18 protein-coding genes and 1 other RNA gene are annotated in these 22,549 nt (G+C 66.0%); 17 read left to right on the plus strand and 2 right to left on the minus strand.

Translation table 11 applies throughout. The features are described from left to right. Positions 1-251 precede the first annotated feature (251 nt). From H5T74_01095 to H5T74_01170, 16 genes are all read left to right on the plus strand, one after another. The gene (locus tag H5T74_01095) at positions 252-1,298 is read left to right on the plus strand and encodes a Fic family protein (protein MBC7228976.1); all 1,047 of its coding nucleotides are present in this window, start codon (positions 252-254) and stop codon (positions 1,296-1,298) included. 210 nt (positions 1,299-1,508) lie between these two features. After that, a complete protein-coding gene (gene mtnA / locus H5T74_01100; protein MBC7228977.1) occupies positions 1,509-2,537 on the plus strand; it encodes an S-methyl-5-thioribose-1-phosphate isomerase in 1,029 nt (342 codons plus the stop codon). A gap of 233 nt (positions 2,538-2,770) precedes the next feature. Beyond that, positions 2,771-3,889 carry an NDP-sugar synthase gene (locus H5T74_01105; GenBank protein MBC7228978.1) on the plus strand — a complete coding sequence of 373 codons (1,119 nt, stop codon included), beginning with the start codon at positions 2,771-2,773 and terminating at the stop codon, positions 3,887-3,889. A gap of 921 nt (positions 3,890-4,810) precedes the next feature. Continuing rightward, positions 4,811-5,527, plus strand: a complete 717-nt coding sequence (locus H5T74_01110; protein MBC7228979.1) for a ComF family protein — start codon at positions 4,811-4,813, stop codon at positions 5,525-5,527. Between the two features lie 127 nt (positions 5,528-5,654). Next, entirely contained in the window at positions 5,655-5,906 is a 252-nt protein-coding gene (locus H5T74_01115) for a flagellar biosynthesis anti-sigma factor FlgM (protein ID MBC7228980.1), read from the plus strand. Positions 5,907-6,773: 867 nt separating this feature from the next. Continuing rightward, entirely contained in the window at positions 6,774-7,313 is a 540-nt protein-coding gene (raiA, locus tag H5T74_01120) for a ribosome-associated translation inhibitor RaiA (protein ID MBC7228981.1), read from the plus strand. A 102-nt stretch (positions 7,314-7,415) separates the two neighbouring features. Further along, positions 7,416-9,026: an HD-GYP domain-containing protein gene (locus H5T74_01125; GenBank protein ID MBC7228982.1), complete on the plus strand. Its 1,611-nt coding sequence runs from the start codon at positions 7,416-7,418 to the stop codon at positions 9,024-9,026. Continuing rightward, entirely contained in the window at positions 9,023-10,384 is a 1,362-nt protein-coding gene (locus tag H5T74_01130) for an HD domain-containing protein (protein ID MBC7228983.1), read from the plus strand. Before H5T74_01125 ends, H5T74_01130 begins: the two co-directional genes overlap by 4 nt. Before the next feature lie 455 nt (positions 10,385-10,839). Next, entirely contained in the window at positions 10,840-13,458 is a 2,619-nt protein-coding gene (secA, locus tag H5T74_01135; protein ID MBC7228984.1) for a preprotein translocase subunit SecA, read from the plus strand. A gap of 131 nt (positions 13,459-13,589) precedes the next feature. Beyond that, on the plus strand, positions 13,590-14,627 hold the full coding sequence (gene prfB, locus H5T74_01140) for a peptide chain release factor 2 (protein MBC7228985.1): 1,038 nt from the start codon (positions 13,590-13,592) through the stop codon (positions 14,625-14,627). A gap of 142 nt (positions 14,628-14,769) precedes the next feature. Beyond that, positions 14,770-15,519, plus strand: a complete 750-nt coding sequence (locus tag H5T74_01145; GenBank protein MBC7228986.1) for a phosphatase — start codon at positions 14,770-14,772, stop codon at positions 15,517-15,519. Positions 15,520-15,562: 43 nt separating this feature from the next. Further along, the gene (locus H5T74_01150; GenBank protein MBC7228987.1) at positions 15,563-16,420 is read left to right on the plus strand and encodes a transketolase; all 858 of its coding nucleotides are present in this window, start codon (positions 15,563-15,565) and stop codon (positions 16,418-16,420) included. Further along, positions 16,417-17,409 (plus strand): transketolase family protein, encoded by a 993-nt coding sequence (locus tag H5T74_01155; protein ID MBC7228988.1) that lies wholly within the window; start codon positions 16,417-16,419, stop codon positions 17,407-17,409. The genes H5T74_01150 and H5T74_01155 overlap by 4 nt, the downstream gene beginning before the upstream one ends. A gap of 5 nt (positions 17,410-17,414) precedes the next feature. Next, the gene (ftsE, locus tag H5T74_01160; GenBank protein ID MBC7228989.1) at positions 17,415-18,089 is read left to right on the plus strand and encodes a cell division ATP-binding protein FtsE; all 675 of its coding nucleotides are present in this window, start codon (positions 17,415-17,417) and stop codon (positions 18,087-18,089) included. Further along, complete coding sequence (locus H5T74_01165) at positions 18,082-18,981, plus strand: FtsX-like permease family protein (protein ID MBC7228990.1); 900 nt, start codon at positions 18,082-18,084, stop codon at positions 18,979-18,981. Before ftsE ends, H5T74_01165 begins: the two co-directional genes overlap by 8 nt. A gap of 49 nt (positions 18,982-19,030) precedes the next feature. Beyond that, positions 19,031-20,371, plus strand: coding sequence for a S41 family peptidase (locus tag H5T74_01170; GenBank protein MBC7228991.1), 1,341 nt, complete (start codon positions 19,031-19,033; stop codon positions 20,369-20,371). Between the two features lie 37 nt (positions 20,372-20,408). Here the strand turns inward: H5T74_01170 and ssrA are convergent. Together ssrA and smpB are read right to left on the minus strand one after the other, a co-directional pair. Next, positions 20,409-20,754: a transfer-messenger RNA gene (gene ssrA / locus H5T74_01175) on the minus strand. Positions 20,755-21,049: 295 nt separating this feature from the next. Next, positions 21,050-21,529: an SsrA-binding protein SmpB gene (gene smpB, locus H5T74_01180; GenBank protein ID MBC7228992.1), complete on the minus strand. Its 480-nt coding sequence runs from the start codon at positions 21,527-21,529 to the stop codon at positions 21,050-21,052. A gap of 252 nt (positions 21,530-21,781) precedes the next feature. Here smpB and H5T74_01185 point away from each other — a divergent pair, with 252 nt between their 5' ends. Beyond that, a complete protein-coding gene (locus H5T74_01185) occupies positions 21,782-22,453 on the plus strand; it encodes an MBL fold metallo-hydrolase (protein MBC7228993.1) in 672 nt (223 codons plus the stop codon). Positions 22,454-22,549: the final 96 nt, after the last annotated feature.

A 22,549-nucleotide genomic window follows, 5' to 3' on the forward strand; every position in this document is an offset into this window, starting at 1 on the left:
CGGCCCACGTCGCTCGACGGCCTTGATCTTGAGAGACGGGGTAGTTCACCGCGATCTTCCTGGATGAGGTCGCCCGTGTTTGCAGGGAAACCCCATCCGCATGGCCACGTCTGAGAGATTGCGCAATATAACCGCGATCATGTTAATATAATCATTAAGTTGTTTGATGATTATATTTAATTGCATCCGGAAAGCGGGATTCCATTTTCAAGATGACGGACAAAATGGCTTCACGGAGGGGAGCGGGAGGAATGAGATCCTTTGAGGAAGGATTCATCTCAGGACAAGCTATAACCCAGGGACTCATCATGACCATCAGGACTATCGGAGAGTACAAGGGAAGGCATGCTCTGTACAAGTCGCAGGCTCCCCAGTTGCTGGAGACATTGCGGACGACTGCGATCGTCAACAGTGCCGAGGCATCAAACAGGATCGAGGGGATAACCGCACCCCTTAAGAGGATAGAGGAATTGGTGATAAGAAGGGATGAGCCCCGTAATCGATCGGAGCAGGAGATAGCGGGTTACAGGGATGCGCTGAGCACCATTCATGCAAACTGGCCAGACATGGATTTTAGCGCCGGCCTGGTTCTGCAGCTACATCGTGACCTGTTCAAGTATGTTCCCGGGCAGGGGGGCAGATGGAAGCAGGTCGATGACGAGATAGCGGAGACTCTGCCTACCGGGGAGAAGATAGTGAGGTTCAAGCCTGTTCCAGCTCATCTAACGGGTGAGGCCATGGTGCGGTTGCATGAGCGATTCAATAGTGCATGGGAGGCAGGCGAGGTAGAGCCTTTGCTCATCATCCCGGCTTACATCCTGGATTTCCTGTGCATCCGTCCCTTTCTTGACGGTAACGGCAGGATGGCCAGGCTCATAACCCTGCTACTTCTATATAAGGCGGGCTATGAGGTTGGCAGGTATATCAGCCTCGAGAAGGTGATAGATGAAAACCGCGAGGGCTATTATGATGCTCTGCGAGGCTCGGATCGGGGATGGCACGAAGGAAACCACTCCCTCCTTCCCTGGTGGGAGTTTTTCCTGGGAGTCATGCTAATAGGAGCCTATAGGGAATTAGAACGGCGCGTAGGCGTGGTTTCCACTAAACGCGGCCATAAACGAGAGATGATCCAGGATACCATTCGGCGATTGCCGGCGGAGTTCAGGGTATCCGATATCGAGAGAATATGTCCGGGAATAAGCAGGCCCACCATCAACAGGGTTCTTGCAATGCTCCGAGACAGAGGCGAGATCCGCTGCGTCAAGGCGGGTAGAGACGCGATATGGCGCAAGCTCTAGAGATCACCCGCTGGCCTTGCGGTGGTGACGAAACCTTTGCCGGATTGGGGGTGGCCGCGGCCCGCATTCTCAAGATTAGGTATCGGCCATGAAAACATTGCCGGGAAGGGGAACGCTGAAGAAATTTCGATCCAGTCGCAGGCGGATGAGACGGCCGAGAAGGAGCAAACGATCGACAGCGCAACTCATAGATCGAGGCGGAGGTGAAAAGTGAACGTCGAGAAGGGCGGGGATTTCAAGGCGGTGGACTGGCGTGACGGCAGGGTGGTCCTGCTCGACCAGACGCGGCTTCCCGCGGAGGAGGTCTATATGGAGATCTCCGATTGGCGGGAGGTGGCCGAGGCCATAAGGAAGATGCGCGTGAGGGGAGCTCCCGCCATCGGGATAGCCGCCGCCTACGGCATCGCCCTGGCGGCCCTGGCGCCCGGCGCGAGGCGGGAGGTGGAGGCGGCGTGCCGGGAGCTGGCCACGGCGAGGCCCACGGCGGTGAACCTGGCGTGGGCGGTGGAGCGCATGCGCCGGGTGGCGGTGGACGCGCCCGCGGAGGGGCTTGCGGCCGCCCTCCTCTCCGAGGCGCACGAGATCGCGGCGGAGCAGGACGCCGCCGACCGGGCCATAGGCGAATTCGGGGCGGAGCTGCTCCCCGGGGGATGCCGCGTCCTCACCCACTGCAACGCGGGTGGGCTCGCCACCTATTCCTACGGCACCGCCCTGGGAGTGATCAAGACCGCCTTCCGCCAGGGAAAGATCGCCCACGTGTGGGTGGACGAGACGCGGCCCCTCCTGCAGGGTGCTCGTCTCACCGCCTGGGAGCTCATGCGCGAGGGCATCCCCATGTCCCTCGTCTGTGACAACATGGCCGGGCACCTCATGTCCAGGGGGGAGGTGGACGCGGTGGTCACCGGGGCCGACCGGGTGGCGGCAAACGGAGACAGCGCGAACAAGATCGGCACCTACGCCCTGGCGGTGCTGGCGGAAAAGCACGGCCTGCCCTTCTATATCGCGGCGCCGCTCTCCACCCTGGACCCCGCCGCCGCCGACGGCGGGTCCATCCCTATCGAGGAGAGGGAGGAGGCGGAGGTCACCATCCTCGCCGGGACGGCCATCGCCCCCGCGGGGGTACGAGCCCGTAACTTCGCCTTCGACGTCACCCCGGCCGAGCTCATCACCGCCATCATCACCGAGAGGGGCGTGGCCAGGCCTCCCTACGGCAGGTCCCTGCGCGAGCTCCTGGACTGAAATCACCCCCCTCCTCTGCGATTGCGGCGCCCGCATGCCGCCTGGCCTGTGGGATTCCGGCGCACCTCCCGGAGGGAGCCGCGCCGGATGCCTGGGTTCGCATCAAGGCGGGGCATATCCGGCCGTGACCACGGCATGGGGAGAGGCGCCGTATCATGCCCCGCGTTGCGCGCCGGCTCCGCTTGGCGTAACTTATAATGCGACCGTTGCGGCGCGAGAAAGGCTTGAAGGCGATGAAGGCGATGATCCTCGCGGCGGGGCTGGGAACCCGCCTGCGTCCCCTCACGGAGGAGATATCCAAGCCCATGGTGCCCATCGTCAACCGTCCCGTGATGGAGCACATCGTCGAGCTGCTGGCGCGCCACGGCTTCCACGAGCTGTACGTGAACCTCCATTACCACCCCGAGGTGATCACCGGGCACTTCGGGGACGGCGCGAGATGGGGGCTCTCCATCACCTACTCCTACGAGGAGGAGCTGCTGGGGACCGCCGGGGGCGTCAAGAAGCTGGAGCGGGAACTGGGCGGCGAGAGGTTCCTGGTCATCAGCGGGGACGCCCTCACCGACCTCGACCTCACCGCGCTCATGGCCTTCCACGTCGGGCACGGGGCCCCGGCAACCATCGTGGTCACGCCGGTGGATGACCCCTCCAAGTACGGGGTGGTGATAATGGACGAGGGCGCCCGCATCGTGGCCTTCCAGGAGAAGCCCTCGCACGAGGAGGCGCGCAGCCATCTCGCCAACAGCGGCATATACGTGTTCGAGCCGGAGGTCCTGGAGATGATTCCCCAGGGGTTCTATGATTTCGGCTCGCAGCTCTTCCCGCGTTTCCTGGCGGAAGGCACGCCTTTCTACGGCTACAGGCACCGGGATTACTGGAACGACGTGGGGAGCCTGGAGGAGTACAAGGCGGGGAATTTCGACGCCCTCACCGGCAAGGTGAAGGTGAGGATACCGGGCGTTAGGATAGGGGACGACGTGTGGATAGGGGACGAGACGGTGATCGAGGAGGACGTGGTCATGGTCGGCCCCATCTGCATCGGCTCCCGTTGCCTGGTGAGGAAGGGCGCCAAGCTCTTCGGGCCCCTGGTGGTGGGGGACCGCACGGTCATCGACGAGGGCGCGGTTCTTTACCGCGGCATCAAGTGGGGGGACGGATACATAGGAAAGGACGCCCATCTCATGGATTCCATCGTGGGGTGGGAGGCGGAGATAGGGAGGGGGGCCTCTCTGCTCTCCGATACGGTGGTGGGACACCGCGTGGTCATCGGGGAGGGGAGCGTCATCCACCCCAGCGTGAGCATCATGCCGGGCTCGGTCATCGAGAAGAACCACCACTTCAAAGGCGACTGATGGGGTCAGCCCCGGACATGGGACATTTTGTATGTGCGGGGGTATGCGCGGGCGTATGCGTGCCAGGCCTGGACCTCGCTGCGCTCCGTCCAGGCACTGGACACCGTAGCGCCTGCGGCGCTATCGCTTTCGCGATGCAGTCTCTCGCGCGATAAAGGATGACGCCCAGCCGCACAGGCACTGGACACCGTAGCGCCTGCGGCGCTATCGCTTTCGCGATGCAGTCTCTCGCGCGATAAAGGATGACGCCCAGCCGCACAGGCACTGGACACCGTAGCGCCTCCGGCGCTATCGCATTCGCGATGCAGTCTCTCGCACGATAAAGGATAACACCCCGCCTAGCCAGGCGCTGGACACCGTAGCGCCTCCGGCGCTATCGCATTCGCGATGCAGTCTCTCGCACGATAAAGGATAACACCCCGCCTAGCCAGGCGCTGGACACCGTAGCGCCTCCGGCGCTATCGCTTACGCGATGCAGTCTCTCGCGCGATAAAGGATGACGCCCCGCCGCACAGGCACTGGACACCGTAGCGCCTGCGGCGCTATCGCTTACGCGATGCAGTCTCTCGCGCGATAAAGGATTACACCCCGCCGCACAGGCACCAGGCACCGTAGCGCCTGCGGCGCTATCGCTTCCGCGATGCAGTCTCTCGCGCGATAAAGGATTACACCCCGCCGCACAGGCACCAGGCACCGTAGCGCCTGCGGCGCTATCGCTTTCGCGATGCATTCCATCGGTCGGGAGACCATAAGAACCTTTCTAAAAACACAAAACACTCGATCGTAACGAACCGGTCGTTCCCGGGCCAGGGCAAGGATGGAATGATGAGGTTCTTCTCCTGCTCCCGCTCATGGCGCCGCTTTGCAGGAAACCCATCTCGCTATTGACATAACTTATAAAACATGATAAAAATAATAAACATGATAATATATATACTTAACGAGCTGCTCTTCCCGGTGAGATGCGCCGGATGCGGGAGGTGCCTGCGCAGGCCGATATGTCCCGAGTGCAACGCGGCCATGCCCATGGTAAGAGGGCACACCTGCTCGCGGTGCGGCAGGCCCACCATGTATGCGGTGAACGGCTGCCTGCAGTGCGGCACCGGCCTGAGATCGGTCGACCACACAGTGGCCATGGCGGTGTACGAGGAGCCGCTGCGTTCCGTCATCCACAAACTGAAATATGGCAACGGCTGGAGGCTTGCGGCTCCGCTGGGCGCCATGGCGGCGGCACGCCTCGCCCCGCACCTGGCCACGAGCCGGCCCGCCGTCACCTTCGTTCCCATGCACCGACGTAGGAGGATGGAGCGCGGTTACGACCATGCCGAGAAGCTGGCTGCAGGCGTGGCGCGCGCCCTGGGTCTGGAGGTGGTACGCCTGCTCGAGCGCTCCCGTCTTTCCCCCTCACAGGCCTCCCTGGGGTATGCGGAGAGGCGGAAGAATGTAAAGGGGGCGTTCAGGCTGAAGGCGGATGGCCAGCTGCCGGAGGAGGTGGTGGTGGTGGACGACGTGCTCACCACGGGCTCCACTCTGGCGGAGTGCGCGGACACGCTCAAGGCGGGAGGGGCACGAAGGGTGGTGGCGTGTGTGCTCGCCCGGGACCTCCTCGAGGTGGGATCGGTCCCGGAGGCGGTGTGACCACGACCTATCCCTCGCCCGTCGAAAAGCTCGAATGACGGGGATGGCAGAAATGGCCTCGCCGTATTTACCGTTAAAAAGCGGGCCCGCGGATGACGATAATAATAGCGGTTGAAGGAGGCGAGATATGCACACACAGGCAAGACGGGATGACGCCGAGCGCCATATCGCCGCCGGGGTCCATGCGCAGCGGGCAGAGCCCGCGTCGCCGTATCCGGCGCAGGTGGAGGTGTTGAGGGGCCTGCTGGAACCTCCCGAGGTGCGCGAGCATCTCGTCGCCTCCCTAAAGAGCGCCATCGACCACAACCGTTACCACATACCGGGGGAGCTGGTCGCCCAGAGCATGATGGAATGTATGGTTCCTTGCCTGCGAAACTGATGGACGCTTACGAGCCGTAGCCCCCCGGCGCCTGCGCCGGGGGGCTTTCGATCGCCGGGATGCTGGTCGCGAGTGCGGGCGGGCCATCCTGCGATGGACGCCGGGTGGCGGCGGCCGGAAGTACGGCGCCGGAGCGGAGACATCGAGCTCGGCGCGCAAGGCGGTTCTACGGGTCCACCATCCCCGGGCCATGGACCGCCCGCGGCGCCCGTCGGCGGCGAAGCCGGGATCCCACGAGGAGAGGGAGCCGTCCCCGCTGCGGAACCGCCCGCGGCGCACGCCGGGGACGGCCCTTAAGCCGCCCGGCCCGATCCCGCGGTAAGCGCTGCCGCCGCGGCGCACGCCGGGAGCGACCGCATGCGAGCCACGCTATATGTGAAGCCCATTTACCGTCCGCGGTCCCCGCCGGCAGCGGCCGCTTCCACCGTGGCGTATAATGGAACCGGAAGGCTTCGGCCCGGGTCTGTGGTTGAAAGTCGATGCCAGCCGCAGGCGAAACGACCCACGTAAGCCAACTCTTGGTTGGTGAGCATGGTGCGGCTTAGGGGTAAGTCCTGCCCGGCACAAAGCCGGAGAAGCGTAGTAGTGGAGGGCCAGGGTTCTTTCCGGAGAAGAGCCCGCCCTCTGCGAGCCGTTCAGCAGGCGAGTGTGGGGGCAAAGACCAGGTCAGCCGGGTTCCGAGGCCTTCCTCGTGCCCGCATGCATGTTGGCATCGGACCGATGGTATGCTAGGCTATTGCGAGTCGATGCACGGAAGCCGGGTCGCGGTCCGGGTGTGGACCGGCCCCATGAACAGGTCTCGATGATGGCCCATACCGACACCAGCCTGGTATGGGTTTTTTCGCTGAGAGGAAGGGAGCGAGGAACATGCAGATGATCGTCAAGGGGAAGAACCTGGAGGTCACCGACGCCCTGCGCGCGTACGCGCAGGAGAAGGTGGGCAAGGTGGAGAAATACCTCGATCGCATCACCAAGACCGAGATCGAGATGAGCGTGGAGAAGAACCCCAAGATCCCCGACAACCAGGTGGTGGAGGTCACCATCTTCTCCAGCGGCCCCGTGATCAGGGCAAAGGAGTCCGCCACCGACATGTACCAGGCCATCGACCTGGTGGCGGGCAAGCTCGAGCGCCAGGCGCGCAAGGTGAAGAAGAAGCTCATAGACCGCTCCCACCACGCGAAGAACCCCCTGAAGGAGATGGCGGTGGAAGAGGAGGAAGAGCCCGAGCCGGTGATCGTGAAGACCAAGAGCTTCCCGCTCAAGCCCATGACCCCCGAGGAGGCCTGCCTCCAGATGGACCTGGTGGGCCACGATTTCTTCGTCTTCGTCAACGCCGAGACGGAGGAGACCAACGTGGTTTATCGAAGAAAGGATGGGAACTACGGCCTGATCGAGCCGGGAGGTTGATATGCGCAAGCTCCTGGACATGGCGCGCCAGGTGCTGGATTACGTCATCAGGCGGGGCGCCACCATGCGCCCTTGAGAGACGGGACGGGTGAGGTCGCTCTCATGGACATAAGGGTCAAGGCGCTGGCGTCGGCTGGCCTATCGGGCTGCCTCGCGGTCATCCTCTACCTCGCCCTGGCGAGGGACATGCCCGTGTTCTGGTTCTCGGTGGTGCTGCTCGGAGCCCTCATGGTGGTGTGCGAGACCATGGGGGAGAAGATGTCCTCGGGAGGGCGTTCCACCTACGGCATCATGGTCATCTTCGCCGCGGTGGCCTCCCTGAACACGCCCTCGGCCATGATCGTCGCCCTGTGCGGGGCCTTTCACCTGCGCATGTTCGAGCGCAGGCAGGACCCCTGGGAGCTGGCGGCCACCGGCTCCATCTATTCCCTCTGCGCCTGGGCCTCCTCGGCCGTATATCATGCCCTGGGCGGCGCCTCGCGTGCCTTCACCCTCTCCGGAGCCATGCGCTCCCTGCTCCCGCTCCTGGTGGCGGCGGGGGTCTTCTGGGCACTGAACGCCCTGGCGGTGGCGGCGGTGCTGCGCTGGCGCGACGGCGTCGAGCCCGCTCGCTTCCTGCTCAACGACGCTCTGCGGCTGCTCCCCAACCATCTCCTCTACGCCCTCGTGGGCCTGGGCATGGGGGTCATCTACGCCCAGAACGCCTTTCACGTCGCCCTGGACCTGGAGAACAGGCCTCTACTGGACGCGGCGGGAAACCAGGTCATCCTGGGCTCGGCGGCGGAGGCCCTGCGAGGCCTCTTCGCGCTCCTGGCCTTCACGGCCATCCTCGGGGTGGCCTGGTACTTCAGCGGCAAGAACATCGCGCTGCTGGAATCCTACGACCGCAGCATGGAGGCCCTGGTCACCCACATGGAGAGGCGCGAGCCCTACCTGGACGGCCACGCGGTGCGGGTCGCGGAGCACGCGGCGCGCATCGCCTCTCACATGCGCCTGCCCGTCTATGAGGTGAACCGACTGCGCCACGCCGCCCTCCTCCACGACCTGGGGAGGCCGGTCATACCGCGCGGGATACTGCTGCAAAGGGCCCCGCTGAGCGGCGAGGAGTTCGAGCGCGTCAGGGCGCATCCCCTGGAGGGCGCCGCCAGGCTGGAGGAGGTCTCCTATCTCTCGGACATGGCCGAGGCGGTAAGGCACCACCACGAATACTACGACGGCGGCGGCTACGTGGACGGCCTGAAGGGAGAGACCATACCCCTTTCCGCGCGCATACTGGCGGTGGCCGACGCCTACGACGCCATGGTCCATCCCCGGCCCTGGAGGGATGCCAAGAGCCACGAGGCAGCCCTGGCCGAGCTGCGCGAGAACGCCGGGCGCCAGTTCGACCCCGAGATAGTGGAGCATTTCATCGCCTCCCTGCAGGCGGAGGAGGGCCGGGCAGTGAGAAGAGGTGAGGAGCAGGCGGCGGTCGCGGAGAAGGGAGGGGCGGCGGAGGCCGCTCCCGGGGAGCCCGCGGTCGTGCCCGGCCGGGAACGCTCGCGGAGGAGGGCCAGGCGGCGCGAGGAGATCCTGCGGGAGCGCAGGGAAGCCCGGGAGCGCCTGGAGCGGGAGGCCATGCTCCGGCTGCAGGAAGAGAGAGGCGAGGCGGCTCCGCGTGAAGGGGCCGCGGGCGAGGATGAGCCCGGAGACGCTCCGGGAGGTGAGGAGCGATGAACGAGAGGAGCCTTAAGGCCCTGCGCTTTCTCTCCGCCCTGCTCTTCCTGGCGGTGATCGTGGCGTGCGCTCCCTTCGTGAAGTGGGGGGACATCGACCCGGCGCGGACCTTCGGGCTCGCCGCCGTGCTGGCCTTTTTCGAGGCCTGGAGGATCCAGTTCCCCTGGGGGAGGCCGCTGCGCCTGGGCATGGCGGCCATCCTGTGCATCATCGCCATAAGGCCGCTCCCGGAGGCGGTGTTCATATTCCTCCTGGGCAGCATGGTGGGGCGGGCCTTCTCCCGCCTGCAGCGCGAGGGAGAGGGCGACTTCCTGCACATCGTCCAGCGCACCTACATCGTGGCCTTTGCGGGGCTGGTCTATCGCCTGGTGGCCTTCGCGGGATGGGAGATGAGCTGGAATCCCTACCCCGCCTATTTCGGCAACTTGCCCGACGGCAGCATCTATCTCACCTATTTCAACCCCGTGGTACTTCACCGCGCCCTGGTCTTCCCCGCGGCCTTCCTGGCCATGGCGCTGGTCTTCTATCTCGGGGAGGTGATCACCTCCTCGGTGGAGGCGGGGATCCTGCTGGTGGGCAACTGGCGCGTGATCCTGCCCCAGCACATGCGCCAGACCTTCCCCGCCTACCTCGCCATCACCGGCGCGGGAGCGCTGACCGCCCTCTATTTTCCACGCCTGCCGTGGTTCAACTTCCTCGTCTTCCTGGTGCCGCTGCTCCTGGTGCGCATGGAGTCCAACCGCGACAAGGAGCTGGACGAGCGCTACTTCCAGACCATGCGCATCATCGGAGACGCCTTCGACCTGGCGCGCGGCATGCCGGGGCATTCGGGGAGGGTCAGCAACCTGGCGGCGGAGGTGGCGCGGGAGATGGGCGTCTCCGCCGAGGAGACGCGCAACATCCGCTACGCCGCCGCCCTGCACGACATCGGGCGCGTAGAGTTCGAGGGCGACGAGGAGGCGCAAGGGCATGCCGAGAGGGGAGCCGAGGTGCTGGAGGAGGTGCCGCGGCTGCGCCCCATCGCCCACATCGTGCGTCATTCCCATCCCTCCCCAGAGGAGGAAGGCGGGGCGTCGAGGATACCGGTGGGCGCGAAGATCATCGGGGCGGTGAGCGATTTCGACGTCCTCACCTACCATCCCGAGCGCAAGATGTCGCAGCGGGAGGCCCTGGAGGAGATGGGGCTCGAGCGGGGCAAACGCTATGATTCCATGGTCCTCCGCACCCTCACCCAGGTCCTGGAGGCCCAGGCGAGGGCGCGCCGGCGCCCGGAGCGTGAGATCAGACAGCGGGCCAAGGTGCTGGAGGAGGAGGAGCTCAAGGAAAGCCTGGAGGAGATCTTCCGCGAGGAAGAGTAGGAGGGCTCTTCGCCGGCCGGCGTTCCCCTGCCCGCGCCTCGGTCGTTACCCGCACCGTCTTTCCCGCGGGCGGCACCACCGCCCGGCGGGAAGAACCCCGAGAACTCCTCTCCCGTCAAAAGGGTCGCCTGCGCCGCGGGGAGGGCGGGAGGAAGGCGGAGTCGGTTCCCTGCGTCGCCGGCATCGCATCACCACCCCGCCGCGGAGGATGGGCGCGGCGCTCGCCGGGCGAGCGCCCGCAAGGTCCCGCATGTGGCTCGCGGCGGGAGAGGGCCGGGGGCACGATCCCGTGCCCCGTTTCCGGCGGCAGTAGGAGACGGTGCGCCGCGAGGGTGACACGGCGTCCCGCGATGTTGAAAGGCACGCCGTATCCGTGGCATGGTAAGGATGCGGTGAAAGATGGTTCTCGCGCGCGGTCGAGGCGCGGCGGAGGAGTGAGGACAAAGGAGCGAGCGATGCGCAATCCCCTCGGAAAAGTCCTGCGCATGGGGGAGAAAAAGCGCCTGGAGCAGCTCTCGGCCTTGGTGGCGGAGGTCAACGCCCGGGAGCCGGAGATGCAGCGCCTCTCCGACGCCGAGCTGGGCGCCCTCACCGGCGACCTCAAGGCCAGGCTGGAAAGGGGCGCGAGCCTGGACGAGCTCCTCCCCGAGGCCTTCGCGGCGGTGCGGGAGGCCGCGGTGCGCACCCTGGGGCAGCGGCACTTCGACGTGCAGGTCATGGGCGGGATCGTGCTCCACCAGGGAAAGATCGCCGAGATGAAGACGGGCGAGGGCAAGACCCTGGTGGCCACCCTCCCCGTCTATCTAAACGCCCTCGAGGGCAAGGGCGTGCACGTGGTTACGGTCAACGACTACCTGGCGCGGCGCGACAGCGAGTGGATGGGGGCCATCTACCGTTTCCTGGGCCTTTCCGTAGGCCTCATCCAGGCCCAGATGCCCAGGGAGGAGAGGTATCGCGCCTACCGGGCGGACGTCACCTACGGCACCAACAACGAGTTCGGCTTCGACTACCTGCGGGACAACCTGGAGATAAGCCGCGAACGCCGGGTGCAGAGGGGGCACCATTATGCCATCGTGGACGAGGTGGACTCCATCCTCATCGACGAGGCCAGGACGCCCCTGATCATCTCGGGCGCGGCCGAGGAATCGGCCAGGCTCTACCGCCAGTTCGCCCAGGTAGCCCCGAGGCTCAAAGCGGGTGAGGACTACGAGGTGGAGGAGAAGACCCGCACCGTCTCCATCACCGAGGAGGGCATCCATAAGGTGGAGACCATGCTGGGCCTGGACAACCTCTACGACCACCTCAACACCCCCCTGGTACACCACCTCCAGAACGCCCTCAAGGCCAAGGAGCTCTACCGGCGCGACGTGGACTACGTGGTCAGCGACGGCCAGGTGATCATCGTGGACGAGTTCACGGGCCGCCTCATGCCCGGCCGGCGCTGGAGCGACGGCTTGCACCAGGCGGTGGAGGCCAAGGAGGGTTTGCGGGTGCGCCAGGAGAACCAGACCCTGGCCACCATCACCCTGCAGAACTATTTCCGTATGTACGAGAAGCTGGCGGGCATGACGGGGACGGCGGCCACCGAGGCGGGCGAGTTCGAGGAGATATACGGCCTGGAGGTGGTGGTCATCCCCACCAACCTGCCCATGATCAGGACGGACCACAACGACGTCATCTACAAGACGGAGGAGGCCAAGTTCCGCGCCGTGGTGGAGGATATCGTCTCCTGTCACGAACGCGGCCAGCCCGTGCTGGTGGGGACCATCTCCATCGAGAAATCGGAACGCCTCTCGGCCATGCTCAAGAAGCGCGGCATACCCCACAAGGTCCTGAACGCCAAGCACCACGCGCGGGAGGCGGAGATCGTGGCCCAGGCGGGACGTCTGGGGGCGGTGACCATAGCCACCAACATGGCCGGGCGGGGCACGGACATCATGCTGGGCGGCAACCCGGAGATGCTGGCCCGCCGGAAGCTCGCGGGCAGGGGGGAGGTCAGCGAGGAGGAGTACAGCGCGGTGCTCGAGGAGACGCGCAGGGAGTGCGAGGAGGAGAAGAAGAAGGTTATCGAGCTCGGGGGACTCTACGTCCTGGGCACCGAGCGCCACGAGGCCCGCCGCATCGACAACCAGCTCAGGGGCCGCTCCGGGCGCCAGGGAGACCCGGGGATGTCGCGCTTCTACCTCTCCCTTGAGGACGACCTCATGCGCGTCTTCGCCTCCAGCACCGTGGCCTCCCTCATGGACCGGCTGCGCCTTCCCGAGGACGTCCCCATCGAGAACAAGATGGTGACCCGGGCCATCGAGACGGCGCAGAAGAACGTGGAGGCCAACAACTTCGAGGTGCGCAAGAACCTCCTCAAGTACGACGACGTGATGAACACCCAGCGCGAGGTCATCTACGGCGAGCGGGACCGCATCCTCGAGGGAGAGGACCTCCACGCGCGGCTCGAGGAGATGATCCCCGAGGTCATCGAGGCGGCGCTGGAGCGTCACCTGGACCGGGACGAGTACCCGGAGAACTGGGACCTGGAAGGCCTCTTCCGCCACCTGAAGACCCTCTACCCCGTCACCTTCGGCCCCGGGGACATCGACCTGAAGGCCCTGACCTACGAGGGGCTGCGCGACGCGCTGGTGGAGGACGCCATGGAGGTTTATCGGGGACGGGAGGAGGAGTTCGCCTCCACGGGGCGCGACATCCGGGACATCGAGCGCGTGGTGATGCTGCGGGTGATCGACAACCGCTGGCGGGACCACCTCTATGACATGGACCACCTGCGCGACAGCGTGGGGCTGCGCTCCTTCGCGGGGCGCGACCCCCTGGTGGAATACCAGAACGAGGCCTTCGCCTCCTTCCAGGAGCTCATCGCGAGCATCCAGGAGGAGTTCCTGCGCTACATGTTCCACATCCAGGTGGTGAAGGCGGAGGAGCGCCCTTCCCTGCGCGTGGTGGAGGGGAGCGGCGGCGAGGGCGGAAGGAAGAAGCCGGAGGCGGCGCGCTCCCAGAAGGTGGGCAGGAACGCCCCCTGTCCCTGCGGGAGCGGAAAGAAGTACAAGTTCTGCTGCGGGTCGTGACGGCCGGCGGCTGACGAAAGGGAGGACGGAGGACCGGGGGACCCGGGGATAGGACAAGGAGGGCCAGTTGCTGAGCGACTACCGAGGAGAGCTCGTGGAGATAGCCGCAAGGCTGGAGAAGATTAAGGAGTATCTTTGACATAGAGGGCAAGCGGGCGCGGGCGGCGGAGCTGGAGACGCAGGCCTCCCGTCCCGACCTCTGGGAAGACCAGGAGAACGCCAGGAGCATCCTGGCGGAGCTCGCGTCCTGCAGGGACACCGTGGAGAACTGGGAGAGGCTGGATTCCCAGCAGCGGGAGCTGGCGGAGCTCGTGGAGCTGGCCCAGGAGGAGGAGGACCTCAGCCTTCTGGAGGAGATCGCGGCGGGGGTGGGAGGTCTGCGGCGCGAGGTGGACCGCCTGGAGGAGAAGAGCCTGCTCTCGGGGGAGTTCGACGCCAGGGACGCCATCGCCAGCATCCACCCGGGTGCCGGGGGTCTGGAGTCCCAGGACTGGGCGGAGATGTTGCTGCGCATGTACCTGCGCTGGGCGGAGTCGCGCGGCTTCAAGGTGGATCTCAACGATGTGCAGGAGGGAGAGGGCGGGGGCATAAAGAGCGCCACCTTCACCGTGCACGGGCCGTACGCCTACGGCCTGCTCCTCCCCGAAAAGGGCGTGCACCGCCTGGTGCGCATCTCCCCCTTCGACGCCTCCAGCCGCCGTCACACCTCCTTCGCCTCCCTGGACGTCATCCCCATGCTGGAGGACGAGGGAGAGATCGAGATCGACCCCAGGGACCTGCGCATCGATACCTACCGCTCCAGCGGCGCGGGGGGGCAGCACGTGAACGTCACCGATTCCGCGGTGCGCATAACCCATCTACCCACCGGCATCGTGGTCTCCTGCCAGAACGAGCGCTCCCAGATCTCCAACCGCCAGACGGCCATGCGCATCCTGCGGGCGAGACTGGCGGACCTGGCCCGCAGGGAGAGGGAGAGGGAGATGGCCAAACTCAGGGGCGAGAAGATGGAGATAGGCTTCGGGAGCCAGATCCGCTCTTACGTGCTCCATCCCTACCGCATGGCCAAGGACCACCGCACCGGGCTGGAGGTGGGCAACGTGGACGCGGTGCTCGACGGCGACCTGGACGAGTTCATCGACGCCTACCTGCGCCTGAAGGCCTCCTCGTAAGGGGGCCGGGTCATCCCTCTCGAGGTCACGTCGCATTCATGCATGTATTGGTAATAACTGGTTGACGCTCAAGATTCGAGACCGGGACCCATTCAAGGTATAATACCGCGGGAGAGAGGCCGGCCGGAGGAAAGGAAGATAAGTGGCCGCGGCGAGAGAATATGAGATAAGGGTCGATCCCCACGTGCACTCCATATCCAGCGGCCATGCCTACTCCACCATCGAGGAGTGCGCCCGTGCGGCGGCGGAGAAGTGCTTGGAGGCCTTCGCCGTGGCCGACCACGGACCCGCCATCCCGGGCTCCGGCAACCTGTACCATTTCTGGAACCTCAAGGTCGTCCCCAGGCGCTGGCACGGCGTGCTGGTGCTGCGCTCGGTGGAGGCGAATATCCTGGACGTGGAGGGAAACCTGGACCTGCCCGACAAGGTGCTGGCGAGCCTGGACCTGGTGCAGGCGGGGCTGCACCCCTACACCGGGTACCGGGGAGAGGGGGTGGAGGACAACACCGCCGCCTTGCTGGCGGCCATCGCCCATCCCCTGGTGGACGTGATCGTGCATCCCGACAACCCCAACTACCCCGTGGACATGGAGCGGGTGGTGGAGGCGGCGGCAAGGGCGGGAAAAGCCCTGGAGGTGAACAACAGCTCCTTCGTCTATACCCGGGAGGGCAGCGGGGACAACTGCCGCCTCCTGGCGCGGCTGGCCGCGGAACGCGGGTGTTACCTCTCCGTGGGGAGCGACGCCCACGTGGCCACCTTTGCAGGAGAATTCTCGCACGCGGTCGAAATATTGCGGGAAGCAGACGTGGATCCGCGCAGCGTGGTAAACTGCTCCCTCGAGAGCCTGAAGGGGTTCCTGTCCGTACGGGGAAAGAGCCTCGTCCTGGATTGAGGGAGAGGAGGAGGGGGAGGAAGGAAGGAGCATGCTCATACCCATGCGCAGGCCGGAAGGAGCGGTGGCGAGGGAAGTGGAAGAGCAGGAGCTCAGGGAGTATCTGGAAAATATAGCCAGAGAGGTGCGGTGGGACATCGTGCGCATGATCGGACTGGCGGGAAGCGGGCACCCCGGCGGCTCCCTCTCCTGCGCGGACATCCTGGTGTGCCTCTATTTCCACAAGATGAACCACGACCCCAGGCGTCCCGACTGGCGTCACCGCGACCGCTTCGTGCTCTCCAAGGGCCACGCCGCACCAGCCCTCTACGCGGTGCTGGCCCGCAGCGGATATTTCGACCGCGAGGAGCTCTGGAAACTGCGCCGCCTAGGCGCCATGCTCCAGGGCCACCCCGACCGCCTCAAGACCCCGGGGGTGGAGATCTCCACCGGGTCGCTGGGCCAGGGGCTCTCGGCGGCGGTGGGCATGGCCTTGGGCCTGCGCATGGAGGGAAACCCGGCCCGCGTCTACGCCCTCATCGGGGACGGCGAGAGCCAGGAGGGGGGCATATGGGAGGCGGCCATGCTGGCGGGCCACCAGCGCCTGCGCAACCTCACGGCCATCCTGGACCACAACGGCCTGCAGATCGACGGCCGGTGTTGCGAGGTGGTCGACCTGGGGGACATCGCCGCCAGATGGCAGGCCTTCGGATGGGAGGTCCTCGAGGTGGACGGCCACGACGTGTTGGAGATATGTGCCGCCCTGGACCGGGCGGAGGGGTTCGACCGCCCGGGCATGATCATCGCCCACACCGTGAAGGGAAAGGGCGTGTCCTTCATGGAGAACAACGTGGATTTCCACGGCAAGGCGCCCACCCCCGAGGAGATGGAGAAGGCCTTGAAGGAGATCGAGGGCTCTTGACGGCGCAGCAGGAGACCAGGAGCACCCGGGACGGATACGCCGCGGCCCTTCTGGAGCTGGGGGAGAAGGATGAGCGCATCGTGGTCCTCGACGCGGACCTCGCCAAGTCCACCCAGACCGAGAAGTTCAAGCAGCGCTTCCCCGAGCGTTTCGTGGACTGTGGGGTGGCGGAACAGAACCTCATGGCCACGGCGGCGGGCTTGGCGGCAACGGGAAAGATAGTCTTCGCCTCCACCTTCGCCGTCTTCGCCACCGGCCGCGCATATGACCAGGTGCGCAACTCCATCGCCTACTCCAACCTGGACGTGAAGATCTGCGCCAGCCACGGCGGCATCACGGTGGGGGAGGATGGCTCCTCGCACCAGGCCCTGGAGGATATCACCCTCATGCGGGCCATCCCGCGTATGAGGGTGGTGGTGCCCGCGGATTACTACGAGACCCGCGAGGCGGTGAAGGCCGTGGCCTACATCGGAGGCCCGGTCTACGTGCGTCTGGGGCGCCCCAAGGTGCCGGTGATCTTCGGCGACGATTACCGCTTCGAGTTCGGGAAAGCGCGGCTCATGCGCGAGGGGAAGGACGTGACCGTGATCGCCTGTGGCTACATGCTCCACCAGGCCCTGGACGCCGCGGAGGTGCTGGCGCGGGAGGGGATCGAGGCCGAGGTGCTGAACTTGCACACCGTGAAGCCCTTGGACCGCGAGGGCATTCTGGACTCGGTCTCGCGCACCGGCAGGGTGGTGACCTGCGAGGAGCACACCGTCCTGGGAGGTGTGGGGGGTGCCGTCGCCGAACTCCTGGTGGAGGAGATGCCCGTGCCCGTGCGCATGATAGGCATCCGGGACAGCTTCGGCACCTCGGGGTCCGCCGAGGAGCTGGTGGAACATTTCGGCCTGGACGCCCGTCACATCGCCGAAGTGGTGCGGAGCTTCCTGGCGGGAAGGAAGGACGTGGCGCCGCGCGCTCGAACGAGGGGAGATGATGGAACGTGATCCGCATGCGGAGGGTCACCAAGATATACAAGGGCAACATCTACGCCCTGGAGGATATAACCCTGGACATCGAGAAGGGGGAGTTCGCCTTCCTGGTCGGGCCCTCGGGCTCGGGGAAGAGCACCTTCATCAAGCTGCTCATCAAGGAGGAGGAGCCCACCAGCGGGCAGATATACATCGCCGACACCAACATCGGCCAGCTGCGCAAGTGGAAGGTGCCTTACCTGCGGCGCAAGATCGGGTGCGTGTTCCAGGATTTCAAGCTCCTGCCACACAAGACCGTCTATCAGAACGTGGCCTACGCCATGGAGGTGACGGGAAAGTCGCGCCGGCTGGCGGAACAGCAGGTGCCGGAGGTGCTGAAACTGGTGGGCCTGGGGCACAAGCTGGACGCCTTCCCGGACGAGCTCTCCGGCGGCGAGCAGCAGCGCGTGGCCATCGCCCGCGCCTTCATCAACCGGCCCCCCATCCTGCTGGCCGACGAGCCCACGGGGAACGTGGACCCCTCCCTGGCGGAGGGCATCGTGCGCCTGCTGGAGAGGATAAACGAGGCGGGCACCACGGTGATCGTGGCCACCCACGACAAGACCATCGTCAACACCTTCAGAAAGCGGGTGATCGCGCTGGAGAACGGGCGCATCATCAGGGACCAGGACAGGGGCGTGTACGGCTATGAATAAGATCGCCTACTTCGCCTCCGAGACCTGGGCCTCACTGAGCAAGAACCTCATCCTCGCCGTGGCCGCCATCGCCGTGGTGGCGGTCTCCCTGGGCATCCTGGGCATGGTGGTCATGGGCTGGAACATGTTCAGCAACATGATCAAGAACGCGGAGCGCAAAGTGGGCGAGGTGGACATCTACCTCTCCGACCTCACCACCGAGGAGGAGCGCGCCGCCATCGAGGCCTTCCTGGTGAGCATCCCGGAGGTCGATCCCACGAAGGTGGTGTACAAGACCAAGGACCAGGCCTTGGAGGAGTTCAAGGAGAGGTTCAAGGACCAGCCCGAGCTGTGGGAATACATCGACGAGAACCCCCTGCCCAATTCCTACGAGCTCATGACCAAGGACCCCAAGGACGTGGGGCTGGTGGTGGGGAGGATAAACAACGAGGCTCCCTTCCGCGACCGCATCGAGGACGTGAAGTCGGCGAGCTCAGCCATCGAGAAGCTGGAGAACATCTTCGACAAGTTCCGCCAGATCGGCATCGTAGGCGTCATCGCGCTCTCCGTCGTCGCCGTGCTCCTGGTCTCGGTGACCATCCAGGTGGCCATCTTCGCGCGGCGCAGGGAGATCGGGATCATGAAGCTGGTGGGGGCCACCAACTGGTTCATCCGCTGGCCTTTCGTGCTGGAGGGGGTCTCGGAAGGCCTGGTGGGCTCGGCGGTGGCCATCCTGGTCGCCCTGGCGGTGAAGGTGTGGATCCTGGACAAGCTCATCGAGAACCTGCAGTTCCTCCGCCTCTCCCTGTCTCCGGGCCTGCTGGCGGTACTCTTCCCGCTCATGGTCCTGGGCGGCGTGGTCATCGGGGCGCTGGGAAGCGCCTACGCTCTGGGGCGTTTCCTGGAGGTGTGATCGCGCGGCGGGGGCGGCGGGAGCTCGAGCGCAAAAGGAAAGGCCGGCGATGGAGAGGCAAGAGCTGCAGGGTCCCCATGACGGCGAGAGGCGGCGCCGCGACCGCCTCATAATCATCCTCTCCCTCGTCCTTTCCCTTCTCCTGGTGGGCTCCTGCTTCGCGGTGCCCTATCTCCTCACCAGGGAAAAGCCCTCCGGCTCGAGCCGCACCGGGGATGGAGGCTCCTCTGTCCCGGAGGGCTCCGGAGGGGGCGGGGGCGATAAGGAGCTGGAAGGGGTCCTGCTGGAAAGCGACGCCTACGGGCGCGCTCGGGAGATAGTCGAGGCAAACTACGTGGACGAGGTGGACCCCGACCTCCTGTTGCGCTCGGCGGCCCGGGGCATACGCCGCCTCTTCAAGGCCGGGGCGGATGCTGGAGCCCTGGTGGAGCGGGGGATAACCGCCATGATCGATTCCCTGGACGACCCCTTTTCCGCGTTCATGAGCGCCGAGGACCTGGCCATGCTGGACACCCAGCTCTCGGGGCGCCTATCCGGCGTGGGGGTCGCCCTGGAGAAGGTGAAGAACGAGGTGCGGGTGACGCGGGTCCTCGAGGGGACCCCCGCCCAGGAGGCCGGCCTCCAGGAGGGGGACATCATCAAGGAGGTGGACGGCAGGGCCACCGGGGACATGGAACTGGAGGCGGTGGTCTTCCTCATCCGCGGCCCCGAGGGCACCACGGTGCGCCTGGGAGTGGCCAGGCCTCCTTCCCTGGAGATGACCTATTACGACATCGTGCGCAGGGAGATAGAGATACCGGTGGTCAAGAGCGAGATCAGGGAGGGGGAGGTGGGATACCTGCGCCTCACGGACTGGACGGAGGACGCGCAGGAAAAGATCTCCCGGGCCCTCTCGGAGCTGGCGTCGAAGGGGGCCAGCTCCCTGGTCATCGACCTGCGCTCCAATCCCGGCGGCTACATGGAGCCCGCCATAAGAGCGGCGGACATGTTCCTGCGCGACGGGGTCATCGTCTCCTCCCGGGGAAGGGTGGGGGGAGCCACGCGCGATTACCGCGCTGACGGCGAGGTGGAATGGGACCTCCCGGTGGTGGTGCTCATTAACCGTGGCACCGCCAGCTCCTCGGAGATCTTCGCCGCCGCCCTGCGCGAGAACGAGCGCTGCGTGCTGGTGGGGGAGACCACCTTCGGGAAGGGCTCCATCCAGAAGATCTTCCGCCAGGAGGACGGCACCGGCCTGCGCCTCACCATCGCCCGCTACTACACCCCCAGCGGCGCGAGCATCGACGACGAGGGCATCGCCCCGGATATCAGGGTGACGAACCCGGTGGTCGGCGATGAGGACACCCAGCTCCAACGCGCCCTCGAGGAGGCTGCGGCGAGGCGGCCGTGAAAGAGATAAAGCCCTCTTGCGAGGGCGTTATCGAAGTTGGTGGAGGCGGGGGGAGTCGAACCCCCGTCCAGAAATCCGGCCGGGTGGGCTCTACGAGCGTATCCGCCGCGAGGTTTTTCGCCACCGGGTCGCCCGGCGGAGGGCTAGCCGGCGGCTATCCCGTCAGGGTTTTCCCTCGGCCCTTACGGGAGTGGGGCCTCGGTGAGCCCGCTGCATGACGCCCCTTCCCCGGTCGCGGGCCTCCCGGGGAGGGACGGGCCGCTTAAGCGGCCAGGGCCAACTCGCTGTCGGCGTCTGTTGGTTTTCCCGCTTGTTGACGAGGCTCGGGTCCCCGGCTCGCTCCCGCGCCGGCCGCCGATCCCTGTCGAAGCCGTTTCGCCCCCAGGTTTTCAATGAGCTATACGATCCATCGACTCTATTGTAACCCCTATGGCAACTCCCGTGGGCGATCCTGCCGGGAGGCGGACGGGAACCGGGCGGCTTGCGCCGGCCGCTGACTCGAGACGGCGAGTCCTGGCGAGGGCGGGGATATTCGCCGCAGGCCCGGCGGAAGGCGGGGGCCGCACGAAGCCGGAAAGCGGCGCGGCATGCCGTGAGGCTGCGACCCCGGGCGATCCCGAAGGTGGACAGGCCGCCGCGGAGCCGCGCCGGAAGCGCGGGCAGGCCCGCAGGTCCGCCTCATTCCCGGCCGCGACCGCCCCGGCCGGCCTCCTTGAGGGTTCGCTCGAGGTCCCGGCGCGCCTCCCGCTCCATGATGTCCCGGCGGCGGTCGGCCTTGGCCTTGCCCCGCGCCAGCCCCAGCTCCACCTTGATCCTGCCCCTCTCGTTGAGGTAAAGCCTCAAGGGGATGAGGGTGTACCCTTTCTCGTTCACCTTGCCCTCCAGCCTGCGCAGCTCTTCTCGATGCATCAACACCTTGCGCGGCCGCAGGGGCTCGTGGTTGAAGGCACCGCCGTGGCTGTAGGGGGCGACGTGCATGTTCTCCAGGAAGAGCTCCCCGCCGCTAATCCTGGCGAAGCTGTCGCGCAGGTTGGCCCTCCCCTCGCGAATGGACTTCACCTCCGAGCCCAGGAGGGACAGGCCGCCCTCGAACCTCTCCTCTATGTGGTAATCGTGCCTGGCCTTGCGGTTCTCGGCCAGGGTCCTCACGCTTCCCATCGCCGTTCCTTTCCTCCGCCTCCGGCGAAGAGCGCTCGCGACGCTCCCCGTTCGCCGTGGTTAGCCATAATAATACACCTCGGCGGGCACAACTCGGCGGGATGCCGTATCGTCTCGGCAGGAACGGCAGGCTGCGGAAGGCGCGGCGTGATATATTGTCGGGGATGAGGCGTTCGGCGGGGCGGAGAAGAAGGCGAGCATCCCGGAGGAGGGAGGCATCTGCTGGTCAGGCTATCGAAAGGCCTCTACCGTGTGAGGGGGTCTTTCGGCTCCAATATCTACCTGTTGGCCGGCGAGGGGCTGGTCCTGGTGGACGGCGGGTTCCCCATGGACCTTGCGGCCCTGCTGCTCGCCCTGAGGTCACTGGGCGCGGGGCCCGGCGACGTGGACCTGGTCATCGCGACCCATTACCACGGCGACCACACCGGCACCATGGCCCGACTGCAGAAGGCGGGAGCGGAGGTGGCCATGCACCCCGAGGACGCGTCCTACGCGGCGGGCGAACGCCCCCAGGAGACCTGCGAGGTGGCCCTGCACAAGCTGCTCTTCTACACCGCGTTGTGGCCGCTCTTCCGCTACCGCCACTTCCGTCCCGACCGCTTTCTGCGGGATGGGGACCGCCTGGACCTCCTGGGGGGTATGGAGGTGCTGCACGCCCCGGGACATTCGCCCGGCAGCCTCTGCCTTTACGCCGAGCGCCCCGGCATCCTCTTCAGCGGCGACCTGGTGCGCAACGAGAGGGGGGTGCTGGAGGGCCCACCGCCGCATTTCACCCCCGACCGGGAGGCGGCCCGCGAATCCCTGCGGAGGGTGGGCGAGCTGGAGTTCGACCTGCTGCTTCCGGGCCACGGCGAGGTCATCGCGCGGGGGGCGGGGAGGCGCTACCGTACCCTGGTGCGCGAGGGGAGGATCTGGCCTCTCTGAAAAGTGGGTGGATTGGCCCGCTATCCCCCGCGGTCCCGCCGCCCCTGGGTCAGCATGGCTCCGGCAGGGTCGCAAACGCTCCGCTGCGGCGCAGGG

This window comes from Actinomycetota bacterium (genome assembly GCA_014360645.1).
GTDB lineage: Bacteria > Actinomycetota > Geothermincolia > Geothermincolales > RBG-13-55-18 > Solincola_B.